Here is a 16,849-nt window from a genome sequence, read left to right on the forward strand (position 1 = left end):
CTGCGAGCGGGCTTTTTCCTCTTTTCCTCTTCTTTTCTCACGACCCGCGGGTTCTCTTTTCAGGCCATCTCCTGCATAGTGCGGCATGGCCAAAACAAAAGTGACCTTCAAAGCCGTCCGCATTTCAGAGAGCGACTGGAAAATACTGGCGGATTACCCGGGCAGCGAACAGCGCGAAATCACAGGATTCACCAGCAAGGCAGATGCCGACGACTGGATAAACGGAGACCGCAAGATCGCGTGGCTCCGCTCTCAGGGTTACGCCAAGTGACGCGGTAGCTCTTCAACGCGTCATTCAGTGTACTGGACTGCACCCCTGAAGTGAGACACGGTAATTGCGGTGACAGAGGGGTGCTGAGAGCGTCTAAGCCGCGATCGCCCTCACCTCGCCTACCCCTTCGATGTCCGAGGAGAGCGCCTTCTCGACCTCGACGAGTTGCCGGCGCTTCTCGGCGAGCTCGTCGGCGAAGGCAAAGGCGCCGCCTTCGCGGGACTGATAGGACGCAAGGCGCCGCCGTGCATCGGCGAGACGCTGACGAAAGCGTTCCCGTTCCCCCTCGAAATCAGCGAGCGCGTGCTCCAGGCGGGAGACTGCGCCAAGCGGGGCCACGGTGACTGACAGGTCGATCTCGTATTCGGCGGCGGTCCGCAACAGCATGGTGGTGTAGCGATAGCCGTCGCGTCCGAAGCGCTCGCCGGAATATTCGAGGTCGAAGCCGCCGATCGAGGCGATGACGGTTTCGCCTTCCTGCTGAAGCTGCACGAGGGTCAGAATTTCCCTCATCAGCGCGCGGCCGGCCTCCTTGCGTTCGGTATAGGGCCTGCCATTCATGCTCATCGCAAAGGCCTCGCCCGCTGTCGGCACAAGGCGTTCGATGTCTTGTCCGATCTGCGCGATGCGCCGGGTCGAAAACTCGATCTCGCGCTCGGCGTCGCGCATCTGACGGCGCACGGCATGCTGATCATCGACATGAGCGGCGCGCAAACGCTCCAGCCGCGCGATGTCGGCCTCTAACCCCGCCTTCTGCATCAGGCGCTGGTCGCCGGATGCGATCGCCTTCGCCATGGCGAACTGGTTCGCCTGCCCCTCGCCCAAATCTTCGAGCCGGCGAATCGAGGTATCACCCGAGAGCGCGGCCGCGATGAAGCGGGCCTTGCGCTCATTGTTCTGCCACATGGTCGCATCGAGCGAGCCCTCAGTCGCGTAGGCGAAAACATCGACCTCGTCGTGCTGATTGCCCTGACGCACGATGCGCCCTTCGCGCTGCTCGATCTGGGAGGGCAACCAGGGCACGTCGAGATGATGCAGCGCCTTGAGGCGCAACTGCGCATTGACCCCGGTACCCATCGTGTCGGAGGAACCGATCAGGAAGCGGACTTTGCCGGCGCGCACGTCGCCGAACAGGCGCTGCTTGGCCTCGGACTTCTTGTAGTCCTGCATGAAGGCAATTTCCGGGGCGGGCACGCCCATGCGAATGAGCTCGTCCCGGATCCAGCGATAGGCCGAGAAGCCCCGGCTCTTCTCGACGCTGATCGTGCCAAGATCGGAGAAGATCATCTGCGCCGCGCCGGGACGCTCGTACGGCTTACCGTCCGGGCGCACATAGGGGTTTTCCGCGGTCTCCTTCCAGATGCGGAAGGCGTTCGCGATCAGATCGTTGAGCTTGTTGTCGGGCTCATTATCATTGTCGGGATCGACAAACCGCAGGTCGATCGCCGCGTGGCGACCGTCCGTGATGACGGAGAGCAGGATGTCGTCGCCGGGCTCCGGCGGCCGATCGCGCATCTCGATCTCCTTGATGCGCTGGTCGAGCAGCGTTTGGTAGCGCCTGAAGGCGGCCGTCGGCTTGGACGTCAGGATCTGGCGCCGGCCGGTCGAGAGTGACGGCACTTTCAAATATTGACGCAGATCGTCCGGCATCACCACGTCGGCGAAGGAGCGGAACATCGCGATCAGCTCCGGCACGTTGAGGTGGCAAAGCGCGTCACCGGCTTGTACTTACCGGACGGCTGGAGCTCGAGCTCGGTCGAGACGTCTCCGAAAGTCGAGGCCCAGGCGTCGAACTCGTGCAGGCCGCGCTCGAGAAGCGCGGCGTAGCCGAGATAGCGCTGCACGGAGAACATCTCGCCGAGCGTGTTGGTGATCGGCGTGCCGGAGGCGAGCACCAGCGCCCGGCCGGGGTTCTTCGTCTCGATGAAGCGCGACTTCACATAAAGGTCCCAGGCGCGCTGCGAGCCGTTCGGATCGACACCCTTCAAGGTGCTCATATTGGTCGCGAAGCTGAGCTTCCTGAACTCCTGCGCCTCGTCGACGATGATTTGGTCAACGCCGATCTCGGAGATAGTCAGAAGGTCGTCCTTGCGGGTCGACAGGCACTCCAGCCGCTCCTTCAGACCCTGCTTCAACCGTTCGAGCCGCTTGCGCGAGACACGGTCGTCGCTTTCGACCTTGGTCAGCAAGGTTTCGTAAAGCTCCAGCTCGTCCTGGATCATCTGCTGCTCGAACGCCGACGGTACGGCGATGAAACGGAACGCAGAGTGCGTGATGATGATAGCATCCCATGTCGCCGTCGCCGCCCGCGACAGGAAACGCTGCCGCTTGTCCTTGGTAAAATTGGTCTCGTCGGCGACGAGAATGCGCGCCGCCGGGTAAAGCGCCAGGAACTCGCGCGCCGTCTGCGCCAGGCAATGGCCGGGCACCACCAGCATGGCCTTGGCGACCAGGCCAAGCCGCCGCTGCTCCATGATCGCGGCCGCCATGGTCATGGTCTTGCCGGCGCCGACGGCATGGGCCAGATAGGTTGAGCCCGCCGAGACGATCCGCCAGATGCCGCGCGTCTGGTGGCCATAAAGAGAAAAGGCGCCAGAGGCGCCCGGGAGCTTCAGATGCGAGCCATCGAAGGCTCGCGGTGCGATGTTGTTGAAGCGGTCGTTGTAGACGCGCGCCAAACGGTCGGTGCGATCAGGGTCGGACCAGATCCAGCGCTGGAAGGCATCCTTGATCTTTTGCAGTTTCGCCTTCGCGGCCTCGGTGTCCACGACATTGAGCACGCGCCGCTCGCTCATCTCGTCCTTGATGGTGTCGAAAATCTGCGGCACGCGACTGTTCAGCGCATCCGCGAGAAGCTCCCCGGCATGCCGGCGATCCGTTCCCCATTCCGACGTGCCGGCCGCCGTCCATCCGAGCTGACGCGCTTCCACGGTCCAGGAGGCCAGTTCCTGCATGTGATGGATCTTAATGTCAGCGTCCATCGTCTCCTTGACGAAGGCGACGATATCGGCGGCCGGAATCCAGGGCGCGCCGAGCCGCGCGGTGATATCGGAGGGGCGCAAATCGACAGGCTGCACGCCCTGCAGCGCCGTAACGTTGCGCTCATAGGACGGATCGAGCGCGATCGCCGCTTCCGCCACCTTCAACTTGTCGCGGACGTGGCCCGACAGATAAGCGTCCGCCGTCTGCCACGATCCGTCCGCCGGATCGCGAAAGATGGCGCTGCCGAGTTCGGCGACGACGTCCTGGGCGCCACGATGCAAGAGCTCTGCGATGTGCTCGACGTCGACCCGACCACGCTCGTTGAGCACCACGGCAAGCGCGTCGGCCGCGCTGGTGATCACCGGCGGCGCCGGCGGCGAGATCACGCGCCCGGTGAAAATCGCGCCGGGCTTTGCGGTATTGGTCTCGAGGTCATAGTCCTCGATCGAGGCGACCAGCCAGCAATCGGGATCGTCGAGGAAGGGCTGGATGTTGGGGCGGCGATGCGTCTCCCGTACCTCGCCGGTCTCTTCGTCCTCGGCGGTTAAGACGGTGGTGAAGTTGACCGGGCCGAAGTCCCGCACGAAGGTCGACCAGGCGATGCGTAGCCTGACCTGGGCCTCCTTCCAGGGGCAGTCGAACTCCTGCGCCTTCTGCACCTCACGTACCGCATTGCGGATCGGGATGAGCTTCCTGATGATGCGGACATGCTTTTCCGGGATGCCATCGGCGCTGCGGCCCTGGCGGACCTTCACGGAAACGGGTTGGCCGTCGAGGATCTGCATCAGGCCGAGCGCTTTGTCGAAGAAATAGCTGCCCTCGCGCACATACAGGTCGGACGGCAGATCGGCGCCGGCCGGATCGCCGGCGTCCTCCAGATGGGGATCGAGCACGTCGGGTTCGCCGTCGTAGAGCGCTTCCGGAAGGAGAGCGATGACGGCCGAGAGTGCGACGTCGAGGTCCTCGCCTGCGCGGGGAGAGCATGTGTAGGTCTCGCCGAAGGGACCGGAGGCGAGACCATGGGTGCCGAGCACTGACTGCAGATGGTCAGCAAACCAGCTGTTCACGCGGATGGCGCCCTCATCCTGCGTCGCAGGACGGACTTCATCGACATCGAGCCAGGACCGATCGCCTTCAGGGTCGCCGATCTTGCGCTTCCGGAAGAACAGGATGTCGACGACGACGTCGGTTCCGGCGCTGGCGCGGAAACTGCCCTCGGGCAGCCGGATCGCAGCAATCAGGTCGGCGGATTTGGCGATATGCTCGCGCGCCGACGCATCCGCCTTGTCCATCGTGCCCGAACTGGTCTCGAAGGCGGCGAGCCCGCCGGGCTTCAGCAAATCGACCGCCCGCGCAATGAAATAATCATGCAGGCGAAGGCCCAGCGACCGGTACGCACGATCCGAGCGCACAGTGCGGTCGGAGAACGGCGGATTGCCGATGGCAAGATCGAAGCTCGCCGGCAGCTCCGTGCGCGCGAAATCGCCGGCGATGATGCGCGCCCGCGGCTGCAACAGGCGCACGATGCGTGCCGTGACCGGATCGAGCTCGATCCCGGTGACATGCGAGGCCTCGCGGACTCCCTCCTGCATCAGCGCCGGAAACAGCCCTGTGCCGATACCGGGCTCAAGCACGCGACCGCCGCGCCAGCCCAGACGCTGCAGGCCCGCCCAGATGGCGCGGACGATGAACTCCGGCGTGAAATGCGCGTACTGGGTACAGCGCGCGAGCGAGGCGTGGTCGAGATCGCCGACGGCATCCTCAAGGTCTATTCCGATCGCCTCCCACCCCTTGCGAAACTCGGCCTCGCCCGGCCGCCGGAACACGAAGTTCGCAAGTTCGGACGCGCCGAATCCGGTGAAGCGGATCAGCTGCTCCTGTTCCTCAGGCGTAGCCGCCCGCTCATCGGCCTCGATGGCGGCGGCAAGCCGGATCGCGGTGATGTTATCGCGGGCGCGATCCTTCCAGCCCTTCGCCAGGGCGCGGTCGCCGGGGAGATGGAAGTTCGCGCCGCGCGTGCGGCGAGCGGATGACGCAGAAACCGGGGCCGCCGCGACCTGCGTCGCGGGGGCTGGTGTCGATGGATCGGGATCGTCGTCATCGTCCGGCTCGGCGGTACCGACGCCGGCGAAAGCGGTGACGCCGAGGCCGAGGCCGGACGACAGCGCTGTATTGCCGAACAGGTCGAGGGTGAAGGGATCGTCTTGCGCCATTGGAAATCTCCTTGTGATGAGGGCGCAGGTGCCGTCGTCCCGCCGAGCTCGCTCGGCGGGTGCGGATGGTCACGGTGGATTGGGGATGGGAGGCGCTCGCGCACGATGAGCGACAGCGAGACGTCGGTCTCGCTCAGCTGCACCCGCAGATGCGTGTAGCGAAAATCACGATTGACGAGAGGGATGAGCCGCTCGGCTTCGATGAACTCGATGCCGTCATCGCCGCCGAAATGGCGGCGCTTGTAGTCGAACCAGTCCGGATTGCCGACCGGATGGCATTCCTCGGAATAGACCACAAGCGGGCGAGCGCCATCGCTGAGCTTGCCGTTCGACATGATGTAGACGCCGTTGTCACCGACACCAAAGACCGGGCTTCTCGCCCTCCCCAGGCTTTTGGCCGTAATAGGGATTGCGGAACCCGCCATTGGCGGCGGCGTCGGATTTTCCGCGCTCGATGACCGTGCGGACGGCGGGGATGGGGAATGTGAACATTACCACCTCCCTCACGCCGCGATCGCGTCAGGCAGGTAGCGCAGATGCACCGGCAGTTTCACGGCGATCTCTGCGCCAGTCAGCTGGTCGAGCAGCTTCAGCACCGTGCCGCGCTGGCCGCCGTAGACCAGCACCGTGCGCTCGCCGCGCAGATGCTCGGCCCAGCGTTCTCCGGCATAGCCGCGATAATCATCATGCGTGCTCGACCAGATGTGCTCGAGCCGCTCTTCCCGCGTCATCGCTTTCACGGGTCGCGATTCACGCTCGATGATCGCCTGCTTCATGCGCTCCGGCGAGCCGCGATCCGAGAGATCGCAATAGCCATGGAAGAACCGCTTGCGGCCGTCGACCAAAAGCGAGAAGAAGACGCTTGTGACCGCCAGTCATGAATTCGCGCATCGCGAACATGTCGGCGCGCATCCAGAGCGGCGGCAGGATCTCGAACATATGGTCGTGGTCGGCCTGACCGATCTCGAACCACTCGCCGCGATAGAGAACGCTGTCGTCATTCTCGGAGCGGTTCGGCCGCTGCGCGTGGCGATCGAACATGCGGAACATCTGCCGGCGGTCGGCGATCTCCTGATAAACCTTGCGGATCGGAGAGAGGGTCATGAGCGGGCTCCTTTCAGCCTCGTCGGGCTGAAGCGCGGCTCATCATTCCGATTCCGCCATCGTCTTCAGCCCTTCCTGACCCCTCCTCCGCGGCCACCTCACCGACCGGCCGGGTCAAGGGCCGCGGCACGCGGGCGAAGCTTCACCCTTGACGCGGCCGGCGGGCATGCGGCAGCCGGGCTTTCCTTTCCCTCCTCTCGATCTTCATCTTGCTGCCGGGATGTAGCTGTTCGTTCCAATCCTCTGCGGCAGGCCGTAGCCGCTCGTAGTCGCAGCTGACTTCCTGCGCGACGGCCGCGAGCCGCTCGGCATAGACCTCCCCTGCCGATTGTTGTCGGTCGGCGACCACCGTGCGACCGGCCGCGCGCTCAGCGCTCGAATGGCGGCGACCGCCGCCGGCGCTCAGCCGCCTTCCGTGCTCTCCTGGATTATCTCGACGTAGCTTCTGGCTCGATGGGCCGAAATGCCGGTCGATCAGGCGTCGAAGTTCTTGCCTGAAAAGTTCTCAGTTCAAGACGACGTTCAGCTCCCCTATCAGCTCACACTCGGCGCGAAGCGCCCGAGGCGAATCCGTGATTGTCAATGCAGCAATTTGCAGGCCACGTTTGCGGAACGTGAGACGTAGGCTGGTCATTACCAGCCCGCATGATATGTCGGCGGGTGGCGGCCTCGGCCAAAGCTCAGACACTTCGACCGGGGCCGCTCTTTCGCCCATTCTCATCAGGGATTCTATGCCAAACTCCAAAAAGAAGAGGCCAGTCATCCGGCGGGAATACACCAAGGATGATCTGAAGGCGCTCAAGGCACACTCGAAGGCCAGGACGCCTATCGCCAAGATCTCGAAGCAAATGAAGCGCACGGTGCCGGCGCTTCGGGCCAAGGCGCATCAGCTCGGCATCGGGCTCGGCCACCAGCGCTGAGCCCACGGCGGCGGGGGAGTGGCTGAAGATCAGCGCGAAATGCTCGCTACAATTCGCAGGCGTCGACCTCCTCGTCCGGGAACTTCTCGGACTCGAGGTCGAGCCTATCCTTCGCCTCTTCCAGCTCTCCAGTGATCAGGACGTAGTCTTCGAACGTGCTCGACGAGCTGATGTGCTTTTCGATCAACCGCCGCAGCTCGACCCTGAACTGATGTTTACTGAAGGTCATTCGTCTCCTCCGCACCGCCCAACGCCGGGCCTGGTTCTTTAACAGCGCGAAGCGCTCACCCTAGCATGCGGCAGCCGGGTTTTCTTTCTCGTCCCCCTGCTTCTTCCTCTTGCTGCTCGGATGCAGCTGTTCATTCCAGTCCTCCGGCGCGGGCCGCAGCCGCTCATAGTCGCAGCCCACCTCCTGCGCGATGGCCACGAGCCGATTGGCATAAACCTCTCCCTGCCGATTGTTATCGGTCGCCGCGACGAGCCGTGCGCCCGGCTGCGCGCTCAGCGCTCGAATGGCGGCGACCGTGGCCGGCGCCCAGCCGCCGCCGGTGCTCAGATAAAGAGTATCAGGCCGCTGGTCTTCGATCGCCGCCAAGCTCATGGCGTCGATCGCGGCCTCGGTGATGCAGAGCCGGGCCGCGTTCGCCGGTCCTAAACGAAACAGCACCTTGCCGCCGCCGCTGGCGAAGCCGCGCCATTGCGGACCGCGCTCCTCCCAGCCTGTGACCACGCCGTCAATGTCGAGATGCGCCGCCCACATGCTGCCGTGAGGGCCTTCACGCAACCGGTCATGCCGGACCGCAGCGCGGATGACGGCTTCCGGGATTGCACGCTCGTCGCGCAGATAGCGCCAGGTCATAGAACCTGGCCAAGGCTTGCTCCGCGCGCGCCAGCGATCAGCAGCAGCAGCAGCCGCATCGTGCGCGCGGGATTCTCGCGTCCAGACGGGCTCCGCCGGCACAAAGCCGACCAGGTCGGACACTCGCTGCAGCGCCTCGGGAAACGCGATGCCATCGAGATGCTCCACCAGCGAGAAGACGTCGCCTCTGGCGTCGGATAACGCGTCGAACCAGCCCCTCCCCAGATGGATCACGATGATGATGTGGCCGCCGCGGCGATATTTGACTGCTTTGCGTGTGCTTTCCTTCAGATCGATCATAAAGCCGGCCTTCTCGAGCACGGCGGCGCAGGGCACGCGATTTTTCAGCTCTTCGATATCCTTTTTTTCCATCTCCACTTCCCGGCGCACTGCCGCGCCGGACCTTTCCCGCTTGAATTTCTTATCTCCCGCAGCTTGCGGGACCACTCGCCCCTGCCGCGAAGAGCGAAGGGGGCAAGGGCGCGGCTGGCAATTGATGAATTATGCGGGCCACCCGGCATCATCGCGTCGGCCGGCAGCGGCGCAGCCTCCCTTGCGGCCGCCCGCTCGCCAGCGGCACACAAGGGTAAAACCCGGCTCAATGAGCCGGGCTGACCTCGTGTGGATCGTATTCGTGCACAACAGTGACATCGGCATCGTCGAGTTCGTCGCTCGGCATCACGCCGTATGCGCCATCGACCTTGAAGAGCGTGATCGGGACCATCAGGGTGCGGGCGAGCTCGAAGGCGTTGGACTGGGCCAGGGAAAGATCGTGCGACATTTGAGGGCTCCATCGTAAGCGAGGCCGATCCCCGCTCGATGGCGTCCCTCAGTGTCCTCAACCGGCCGCGATCACCGCGAAGCCGAAGGCGCAGCGGCGGCATGCTCCCATAGCCGACCCCTTGAGGGTTGATCGTGGAAGGCCGGGCGGAGGACCAGGAAAGCCATCCATAGAGAGCGGGGTCGCGGCCTGCGCAGTGATTGGCGCCCTCCTGCGCGATCTTTTCCCGGCTGCTGATTCATGGCGTCGCCCTCGGCTGTTGGTCCCGCGTCACGGATGACGTCAAAGCGAGAAATGCATTCGCGGCGGCAAGTGATATTGGCACTGCCGTTCAATCAGTCCTCGCCGCGGACATCCGTTCGGTGCCGAGTCTCGTCCTCGACGAACGCCTGGATCAGTCATCGTGTTGCGTGTGCTCTTCGGGCCGACTTTCGGACAGAAGCGCGGACCAGACAGAAGCCGTAAGCGGCAACGATCGTCACCCGAAGGGCGGAGACGCTTCGCGGCTCCGGTCGCAAGCGAATGCTTGCGGGTAGAGCGTGACCGACCGACAGGGAGGGGCCGCCCAGAATACTTCGCTTGCGCCCGGATAGGAGACATTCCTCCACAAGCCCGCGAAAGTCGCGATGGGCCGATGGCGTAAGGCATCGACATTCCCACCTGCCAGCCTCCAATCGATCAAGCCGCGACGGTGAGACCGTAGAACAGGCCAATGCAGGTCTTGCCATGCCGGCCGAACAGACGTGGTCCTTGGCAGACACCGTTTCACCGCAGTTCGTCCCGCGATTGCACGCCGGATCATCGTTGTGCGGACATCAGCAGCATCATGGGCCGCTCCAACTCCTCCGCCAGTCCCGGATTATCGTTGATCTGCTCTGCCGTCGGAGCGAATTCCACCATATGGCGGATCGTAAATCCGGCCGCGATCAATGTGTTCAGCGTCGTCCCGATCGTCCGATGATATTTGAGAACGCCGTCGGTGAACCAGTTGGTACGGCGTTCACCTTCCATGGCATAGCGGTTCACCGGCCATGTCTTGCGTCCGTCCTCGTCGTTCCACCAGCACGGATGCATGGCGGCCATGTAGATCGGATGCTCGATCGTGAACACGAAGTGCGAGCCCCGGCGTGAGAGACCGATGCACCATGCGCACCAGCCGGTCGAAATCCTCGATATAGTGGAAGGTCAAAGCGCTATAGGCGAAGTCGAATGAAGCCAGGGGCAGTTCAAGCACCTCCAGATCCGCAACTCTGTACTTGATCGCAGAGTCGGGGGTGTCCGCCTTTGCCCGCACGATCATCTTTTCGGATATGTCCAGTCCGACCACCGACTGGGCACCATACTCTCGTGTCCAGCGGGCAAACCAGCCGAAGCCACAACCCATGTCAATGATGCGCTTGTCCTTCAGATCGGGCAGCATGGCGCGGATAGCGGGCCATTCTGGTGCTCCGGCGAGACCATGGACCTGCCGCGGAAGCTGGCTGTAGCCGGCGAAGAATTCGGGGTTGTCGTAGATGTTCTGTGCCATTGTTCACTCCATCGTAGTACCGATGGACGAGGCACACGCATAAAAAAGCCCCGTCCGTCTGAGACAAGGCAAAGCTGCGGGTATGCGATACGTTTATGCTAACGTGATCGGCTTCCCTGCATCCCGCCCGTTGGGATGCCAGCGACCCGAGCAACAATATGCGTATCCGTAAACATGCTGGCATTATTTGATGCCGCGCGATGCCTGTCAACACTGCGCCGCTTCTCACCCTCAATGACCGTGTTCTATCGTTGCGGTCATTCGAGCCAAGTCATGCCAGTGCTTGTCTGCGTCAACATGCGGCCAGCCGGCGTGTTGGTGTCGATCGCAATCCCGCACCCGCCGCTTCGATCTTCTCCCTTTAAGCTGCGTGACAGCGGGTCGAGCTTCCAGGCCACGACGACATCGCCGTCGCGGAGCTGGCCGATCATTTCCTGAAGTTTGGCCGGTGTCCCCCATCGGCCCCACTGGGAGCCTCTTCGAATAGCCGCTTGCACCCTGCGGCGTTGAGCGCGCGAGCCTGTGCCGCATTCGATCGCTCGTCTGCCTTCGACATGCGGGCATGGCCAATCAGATAGATTTGACGTCAATTCGGTCCTTTCGCAACCGGGGAGAAAAATGAGGTCTGACCAACGTTTAAATATATATTCTGGTCAGTAGCTGTTCCGGCTTGCTACTGACCATATTTTATATATAATGTTCGGACAGCTCTTGGTGGCCGATGCCCGACCCCACGTCCGACACTCTCGATCGCATCCATGACCGGATCGCCCAGGCGGCGCCGGCTGGTGTGTGGTCGCGCGCCGATTTTCTCGACATCGGAACGCCGAACGCTGTCGAGAAGGCGCTGCAGCGGCTGACCCTGCGGGGCGACATCCGCCGGCCGTATCGCGGTCTCTATGACAAGCCGGGAACCGGCAAGCTAACCGGAAAGATGGTGTTTCCGCCACGTGCATCTTTCATTGATGCCATTGCACGGCGCGACAAGCTCCGCGTGCTGGTCGACGGCATGACGGCCGCGAACGACCTCGGCTTGACGACGGCCGTTCCGGCGCAGTCGACGATCTATGCCGATACCTATCCGCGGACGATCGAGATCGAGGCGAGCGCCGGTGATCCGCAGGCGACCAAGCCGGTCATCTACAAGCTCGACTTCAAGCGCATTTCGGCCAAGACCGCATTCTGGGCGGGCCGTCCCGCCATGCGCGTGGTCCAGGCACTGACATGGTATCGGGATGAGCGAACGAGCCTCGATGCGGCGGTGAACGGAATCGTCCGGCATCTGTCGCGCGATCCGAACCGGGAAAAACTCGTACAAGATCTACGCGACAACGTCCAAGCGGTCCCGGCGTGGATGTACCCGCTGATCGAAACGATTGCACGTAAGCTCTTCGCGGAGAGTCACAGCGACGGCGACCCGAATCCTGAGGGCGCAAAAGACGGCCATGCAGAAAACGTTCATTGAAATCCTGCGCTCGAGCGTCGACGATCGTCGCACAATCTTCTCGACGGTTGCCGCTTATCTGGAGACAGAGGCGCATAACATCGAGAAGGATCTCTATGTTTGCTGGGTGCTCGACTTCCTGTTCAATCGGCGGGGTGATGATCCCATCGGTCTTTATTTCAAGGGCGGTACAAGCCTCAGCAAGGCGTATGGACTGATCCATCGCTTCTCCGAGGATATCGACATCGGCATCTATAAGGCCGATTTGCACGTCCCGCTGGAAGCCGAGATCGCCGCCCTCTCGTCCGTGAATCAGCAGCAGCGCGCGCTCGCCGATAAAGTCGACGAGGCCGCGCGACTATACATCTCGGGTCCGCTCAAGGACGAGCTAACGAAGGAGATCGCAGCCGTCGAGGAAGCGGCCGACCAGGTGGGACACTTCTCACTCGGCTTCGGCTTCGACACGTATCGCAACAAGGAAGCGCTCGACATTTTAGTGGTCGGCTACAAGAGCGTTTTCGACAGGGGCGACGCGTATGTGCAGGCGGCGGTCCGCATCGAAGGGGGTGCGCGTCCTGATCCTGAGCCGGCCGAGCCTCGCGAGATCGTGCCCTACATCGCTTCGGAAATGCGAGAGGGAATGGACCTCACGGTGAGCAGCGTGACAACGGTCAAGCCCGAGCGGACCTTCTGGGAGAAGGTGCTGATCCTGCACGCAATGACCGAAATGATCGAGAAGCGAAGCGCGGAAGGAAAGCCCGACCGTCCGGTGCCCAATCTCAATCGCTACTCGCGCCACTATTACGACGTACACCAAATCTGGAGCCACCCGGACTATGGCGTGGCCACGGCGTCAATGCGCGATCTTGCGGAAGCCTGCCGGCAGCACAAGGAGCTTATGTTTCGGGCGCCGGATCACCGCTACGATCGCGCCGTGCCGGGCAGCTATCGCCTCGTCCCGACTGCAGACATGCGGGCCAAGCTCGCCGCCGACTATGAACGGATGTCGGCGATGATTTTCGGCACGCCGCCCACCTTTGCGGACGTCATGGCGAGCATCGAGGCCCTCGAGCTGCACCTGAACACTGCACCAGGCGGACCTCCCAATGCATAGAAGGAGGTTGTGCCGAGAAAAACGCACAGCACTCGGCGGGGCACAATGATAGGATCAAGGCATGAGTGAAGTTCCAGAGAACGACCCAGTGCGACTGCCCGATCCCGCCTCGATCGAGGCGGTCCTCGCACGTCTTCCGACCGGAGCTGACGAAGCGGCGCTGGCGGCGGCGCTCACAGAGGCATTTCCGGGATTTCCGTTTTCGACGACGGACACCGACGACCAGTATTGGCGGGACACGCGCTCGGTGATCGCTGCCGACGGGACACGGATTGCAGAATACCGGCCGTGGATGGAGGCCGAGCTTGCCAAGGACAACGGCGACATTGGCGCCCTTTGGACTCGATTGCGCGAGAGCGACCTTCAGATTTCGGAATGGCACGGCAACAGCGTGTACGCCTTCGCGCCGACTGGACCGGGCGCGGCGGACTATGTGCAAATCCGTCTCGGCCGGGAAGTCGAATGGCGCGCCGGGCCGATCGTCAATCCGACGTACCGCCCTTGGGGCAAGGGCGAATTACTCGATCCATCATGGATCACACACCAAGATATGTCCGACGACAAGGTAATCGCCGGTCCGCTCTATCGGATGCTTGGGCGCGCGGGCAGCAGCGTCGTCCATGTCCGGAGCTTCCTGACGCGGCGTGCCCGCCTCGAGCGCGAGAAGCGCGAGGCGCAGCGGCCGGAGATGGAGCGCCGTGTAGTGCGGGAAGTGACGCGGCAGGGCACGACCGAGACGCCGTTCCTGGAACTGGTGCCGGACTGGTTCGAGTACGTGCCACGGGAGAATCGCTTCTTCCAGGATTGGGAACAATCAAGCGCTTCGGCCGAGCGGGTCTACGCGCACTGGGCGCTCGACATTTACGACTACGACGACAAAGGCACGCGCGAGGTCGGTTTCGTGCCGCGCCCGCTGCATCTGCCGGAAGAGAGGCTCATCGCTGGCGACGCCTCGGTTCATATTCTGATGGATCGCGTTGAAGCCATCGACCGTGAGGTCGGCGTCCCATTTGGTTGGTTCTTCTTGATGACCCATGGTAGTCGGGTTGAGCCAGAGGTTGGTCAAGCGATCGCCAAGGGCCTGCGTGACCAGCGCGTGGTCTTGCCCGATCGGGATGATGCGCGCGTGCTGCTGCGCTGGGCCGAACGATCTTACGGATTCTGACGCGACATGTTCTCCGAATCAAGTTCATCTTGGCGGACCGGACACGACCGAGCGAGGCTCATCGATCTCCGTTGGTGAAGATGCGAAATCCTTGACACCCGCCGGAACCCTCGTCTAGGAGCCAAGCGGCGTGAGGTTTCGGTCCGGAGCTGACCGCACACTGCCTTCCAACGAGCTCCCCAATTCGTTAGCACCTCATTGATAGCATTGTCACGCCGATCTCGGCAGCAATGGGATGTAGACCAATCGCGTGAAGGGGGTCTTGCCGTCTGTTAGGGTTCGGCACGAGCCTGAGCGAAATAGTCCAGGCATTCGCGAAGCGAGTCGACGGAGCGCGATACTTGTACCTCGGTGGCGAAGTTCGCATAACCTAGAAGCAGGCCTTGCTTGGGTTCAGCGCTGACATACCGCGATGAGAGGCTCGATACGCTTAAGCCCTTCTGGCCGGCGAGCTCGCAAATTGCGACGTCTGTAGACGGTCCATCGATCGTGGCGAAGATCTGGAGACCGCAGCTCTTTCGACAGACGGAGATTCGATGGCCGAGCTGAGCGGTCAGCGCATCGATCACCATTTTACTCCGGGCTGCGCAGATACTGCGCGATCTCTTCAGATGAAGGGCGAAATGACCCTCAGCGATGAAGGCTGTCAAGACCTTCTGCTGCAATAGCGAAATCCCGTCCAGCAGAGACTTTGCGGCTCGCCTCAGGGGGGCGACGGCCTCATCTGGGCACACGATATAGGCGACCCTCAAACTCGGGTGGAGTGTCTTACTGAACGTGCCAAGATAAAACGTGCGGCCATAGGCGTCCAAATTGTGCAAGGTTGGCAGGTGCTTGCCTTCAAAGCAAAACTCGTTGTCATAGTCGTCTTCCACGATCCAGGCACCCGCCTCCCTTGCCCAATCGATCAGTGCAGTTCTCCTGCGTAATGACATGCAAACACCAAGTGGGCTCTGCTTGGTGGGAGTTGTGACAGCCATCCGGGCGTGAAAGGCACTTTGATAACCATCGTCGACGCTGATTCCTTCGGAGTCCACAGCAACAGGGACAGCCCGCATTCGAAGCTGTTCAACTATTGCAGATGTCGGCAAATATCCGGGATCCTCGATTCAAATCGAGCTATCGGAAGGGACCAGTGCATTCAGGAGCAGGCTCAAAGACTGTCGGTACCCGCTGGTGATGAAGACCTGGTGTGTCCCGCTCCGAATTCCGCGCGCGACGCCCAAATAGCCAGAGATTCAGGCGAGGTGTTGGCGGAGGTTGCGACTTCTTTTGCCAGGAGAGCGTTGCTGCGCGTCGCGAGCGATTCGACGGCGCGCGCTATCAGTTCAAATAAAGGCACACCCGACACGCCCAGTCCGCATAAGTTTTTTTGCTGCGTAGGGCGAAAAAATTTCGGGCAAGGTCGACGACGTCCGAAAGTGCAATCCACGATTGTATATGTTAAAGCTCGGCGGTGCAGTCTCCGGTATCAGTCGAGAATGATGATTAGCGCGTCCCTGAAAAATTGGCTTACGCTAGACTTTGTCACGAGACGGGATTTCGTTGGTACAGGTCTGGGCCTCGCTGCGATCGCGTGCATTTCGGTCCGGCCTGTGCTCGTGAAGCTGGCTTATGTCGAGCTTCAAGACCCGATCACGATCCTGGCAATGCGAATGGCGTATTGTTGGCCGATCGCCTTAGTGCTTCTGCTTGTTTCCGGGCGTCAGATGCAACAAACGAGTCCTGCCGCTCTCACAATAAGAGAAAAGTCACTCCTGGTCCTGATGGGATTTTCCGGGTTTTACGTGTCAAGCTATTTGGACTTTTGGAGTCTGGAGTTTCTTTCGGCAGGAACCAGTCGCCTCATAACGTACAGCTATCCAAGTTTCGTGATGGTATTTTCCATCCTGATTTTGAGACGATGGCCAACAATTTCTGAGGTTGGTGCGCTCATCATCACCTATGCAGGGTTCTTGGCGCTCTTGGTCGGTGGTGCGTCAGTTGCCGGACCGGAAGCGGCCACGTTCGACAAACACTTCATGGAATGGTCGCCCGAGGAGGACGCACTGCGGATCGCGGCTGACCTCGTCAATGATCCGTCGATGCCGATTGATACCGGGCAGGTCGCTCAGCGCGATGGATGGGAACCGAGGCGGATGAATCCGGCACTGACCTATCTTTTGGCGAGAAAGCTGATCGTCGACTATCAGGTGCTTGCCAGTCAGTACAACTCGATCCGCGTCGTGAAGACGGAGCCACACGCCGCTTCGTAAAAGCCGAAGCTGATTGAGTTCGCGGTCAAGGTAGCCATTCAGTCGAGAGATTTGAATAGCCGCACCTAGCGCGATGTAGGCGCGGCAAAACCTTCTGGATTAGATCTGCAGAACCTGATCCCCAAACCGGTCCCCAGGAGGCTCTGCAACCAATTATCTTGAATAATATCGTTATTTCAGTCGGTTAAGATAGATTTTCAGGCGTCATTTTGG

General features: G+C 61.8%; 11 protein-coding genes and 4 pseudogenes. 6 read left to right on the forward strand and 9 right to left on the reverse strand.

Going from position 1 to position 16,849, the window contains the following annotated elements:
* The first annotated feature begins 85 nt into the window (after nucleotides 1-85).
* A complete protein-coding gene (locus ACZIRK_RS38685) occupies nucleotides 86-271 on the forward strand; it encodes a hypothetical protein (protein ID WP_130228684.1) in 186 nt (61 codons plus the stop codon).
* 93 nt (nucleotides 272-364) lie between these two features.
* On the opposite strand, the pseudogene ACZIRK_RS38690 reads toward ACZIRK_RS38685, so the two are convergent.
* From ACZIRK_RS38690 to ACZIRK_RS38700, 3 pseudogenes are all read right to left on the reverse strand, one after another.
* A pseudogene (locus ACZIRK_RS38690) lies at nucleotides 365-5,466 on the reverse strand (helicase-related protein).
* 98 nt (nucleotides 5,467-5,564) lie between these two features.
* Nucleotides 5,565-5,958: pseudogene (locus ACZIRK_RS38695) on the reverse strand (DUF3085 domain-containing protein); the annotation flags it as partial.
* An 11-nt stretch (nucleotides 5,959-5,969) separates the two neighbouring features.
* Nucleotides 5,970-6,570: pseudogene (locus ACZIRK_RS38700) on the reverse strand (DUF1419 domain-containing protein).
* 731 nt (nucleotides 6,571-7,301) lie between these two features.
* Between ACZIRK_RS38700 and ACZIRK_RS38705 the strand changes: the two are divergent.
* Nucleotides 7,302-7,490 carry a hypothetical protein gene (locus ACZIRK_RS38705; protein ID WP_130228683.1) on the forward strand — a complete coding sequence of 63 codons (189 nt, stop codon included), beginning with the start codon at nucleotides 7,302-7,304 and terminating at the stop codon, nucleotides 7,488-7,490.
* Nucleotides 7,491-7,536: 46 nt separating this feature from the next.
* Here ACZIRK_RS38705 and ACZIRK_RS38710 read toward each other — a convergent pair whose 3' ends face one another.
* The 5 genes and pseudogenes from ACZIRK_RS38710 to ACZIRK_RS38730 all read right to left on the reverse strand — a co-directional run bounded on the left by ACZIRK_RS38710 (nucleotide 7,537) and on the right by ACZIRK_RS38730 (nucleotide 11,089).
* Nucleotides 7,537-7,719 (reverse strand): hypothetical protein, encoded by a 183-nt coding sequence (locus ACZIRK_RS38710; protein WP_130228682.1) that lies wholly within the window; start codon nucleotides 7,717-7,719, stop codon nucleotides 7,537-7,539.
* Between the two features lie 60 nt (nucleotides 7,720-7,779).
* Nucleotides 7,780-8,721: a DUF3991 and toprim domain-containing protein gene (locus ACZIRK_RS38715; protein ID WP_130228687.1), complete on the reverse strand. Its 942-nt coding sequence runs from the start codon at nucleotides 8,719-8,721 to the stop codon at nucleotides 7,780-7,782.
* Nucleotides 8,722-8,947: 226 nt separating this feature from the next.
* Nucleotides 8,948-9,130, reverse strand: a complete 183-nt coding sequence (locus ACZIRK_RS38720) for a hypothetical protein (protein ID WP_130228681.1) — start codon at nucleotides 9,128-9,130, stop codon at nucleotides 8,948-8,950.
* A gap of 798 nt (nucleotides 9,131-9,928) precedes the next feature.
* Nucleotides 9,929-10,658 (reverse strand): annotated as a pseudogene (locus ACZIRK_RS38725) (class I SAM-dependent methyltransferase).
* 257 nt (nucleotides 10,659-10,915) lie between these two features.
* A complete protein-coding gene (locus tag ACZIRK_RS38730; protein ID WP_245474955.1) occupies nucleotides 10,916-11,089 on the reverse strand; it encodes a recombinase family protein in 174 nt (57 codons plus the stop codon).
* Between the two features lie 290 nt (nucleotides 11,090-11,379).
* On the opposite strand from ACZIRK_RS38730, the gene ACZIRK_RS38735 reads away from it, so the two are divergent.
* The 3 genes from ACZIRK_RS38735 (at nucleotide 11,380) to ACZIRK_RS38745 (ending at nucleotide 14,381) form a co-directional block, all read left to right on the forward strand.
* Nucleotides 11,380-12,123, forward strand: coding sequence for a DUF6088 family protein (locus ACZIRK_RS38735; protein ID WP_130228679.1), 744 nt, complete (start codon nucleotides 11,380-11,382; stop codon nucleotides 12,121-12,123).
* Entirely contained in the window at nucleotides 12,104-13,216 is a 1,113-nt protein-coding gene (locus ACZIRK_RS38740; protein ID WP_130228678.1) for a nucleotidyl transferase AbiEii/AbiGii toxin family protein, read from the forward strand. The genes ACZIRK_RS38735 and ACZIRK_RS38740 overlap by 20 nt, the downstream gene beginning before the upstream one ends.
* A gap of 61 nt (nucleotides 13,217-13,277) precedes the next feature.
* On the forward strand, nucleotides 13,278-14,381 hold the full coding sequence (locus tag ACZIRK_RS38745; protein WP_130228677.1) for a hypothetical protein: 1,104 nt from the start codon (nucleotides 13,278-13,280) through the stop codon (nucleotides 14,379-14,381).
* Between the two features lie 272 nt (nucleotides 14,382-14,653).
* Here the strand turns inward: ACZIRK_RS38745 and ACZIRK_RS38750 are convergent, their stop codons facing one another.
* Nucleotides 14,654-15,472, reverse strand: a complete 819-nt coding sequence (locus tag ACZIRK_RS38750) for an aminotransferase-like domain-containing protein (RefSeq protein WP_130228676.1) — start codon at nucleotides 15,470-15,472, stop codon at nucleotides 14,654-14,656.
* A gap of 393 nt (nucleotides 15,473-15,865) precedes the next feature.
* Between ACZIRK_RS38750 and ACZIRK_RS38755 the strand changes: the two genes are divergently transcribed.
* Complete coding sequence (locus tag ACZIRK_RS38755) at nucleotides 15,866-16,636, forward strand: DMT family transporter (protein ID WP_283813302.1); 771 nt, start codon at nucleotides 15,866-15,868, stop codon at nucleotides 16,634-16,636.
* The last annotated feature ends 213 nt before the right edge of the window (nucleotides 16,637-16,849 follow it).

This window comes from Bradyrhizobium sp. Leo114, from assembly GCF_055229415.2.

Coding starts and splice junctions, on each gene's coding strand:
- ACZIRK_RS38685 (WP_130228684.1), top strand. CDS start 86: ATGGCCAAAACAAAAGTGACCTTCAAAGCCGTCCGCATTTCAGAGAGC.
- ACZIRK_RS38705 (WP_130228683.1), top strand. CDS start 7,302: ATGCCAAACTCCAAAAAGAAGAGGCCAGTCATCCGGCGGGAATACACC.
- ACZIRK_RS38710 (WP_130228682.1), bottom strand. CDS start 7,719: ATGACCTTCAGTAAACATCAGTTCAGGGTCGAGCTGCGGCGGTTGATC.
- ACZIRK_RS38715 (WP_130228687.1), bottom strand. CDS start 8,721: ATGGAAAAAAAGGATATCGAAGAGCTGAAAAATCGCGTGCCCTGCGCC.
- ACZIRK_RS38720 (WP_130228681.1), bottom strand. CDS start 9,130: ATGTCGCACGATCTTTCCCTGGCCCAGTCCAACGCCTTCGAGCTCGCC.
- ACZIRK_RS38730 (WP_245474955.1), bottom strand. CDS start 11,089: ATGATCGGCCAGCTCCGCGACGGCGATGTCGTCGTGGCCTGGAAGCTC.
- ACZIRK_RS38735 (WP_130228679.1), top strand. CDS start 11,380: ATGCCCGACCCCACGTCCGACACTCTCGATCGCATCCATGACCGGATC.
- ACZIRK_RS38740 (WP_130228678.1), top strand. CDS start 12,104: ATGCAGAAAACGTTCATTGAAATCCTGCGCTCGAGCGTCGACGATCGT.
- ACZIRK_RS38745 (WP_130228677.1), top strand. CDS start 13,278: ATGAGTGAAGTTCCAGAGAACGACCCAGTGCGACTGCCCGATCCCGCC.
- ACZIRK_RS38755 (WP_283813302.1), top strand. CDS start 15,866: ATGATTAGCGCGTCCCTGAAAAATTGGCTTACGCTAGACTTTGTCACG.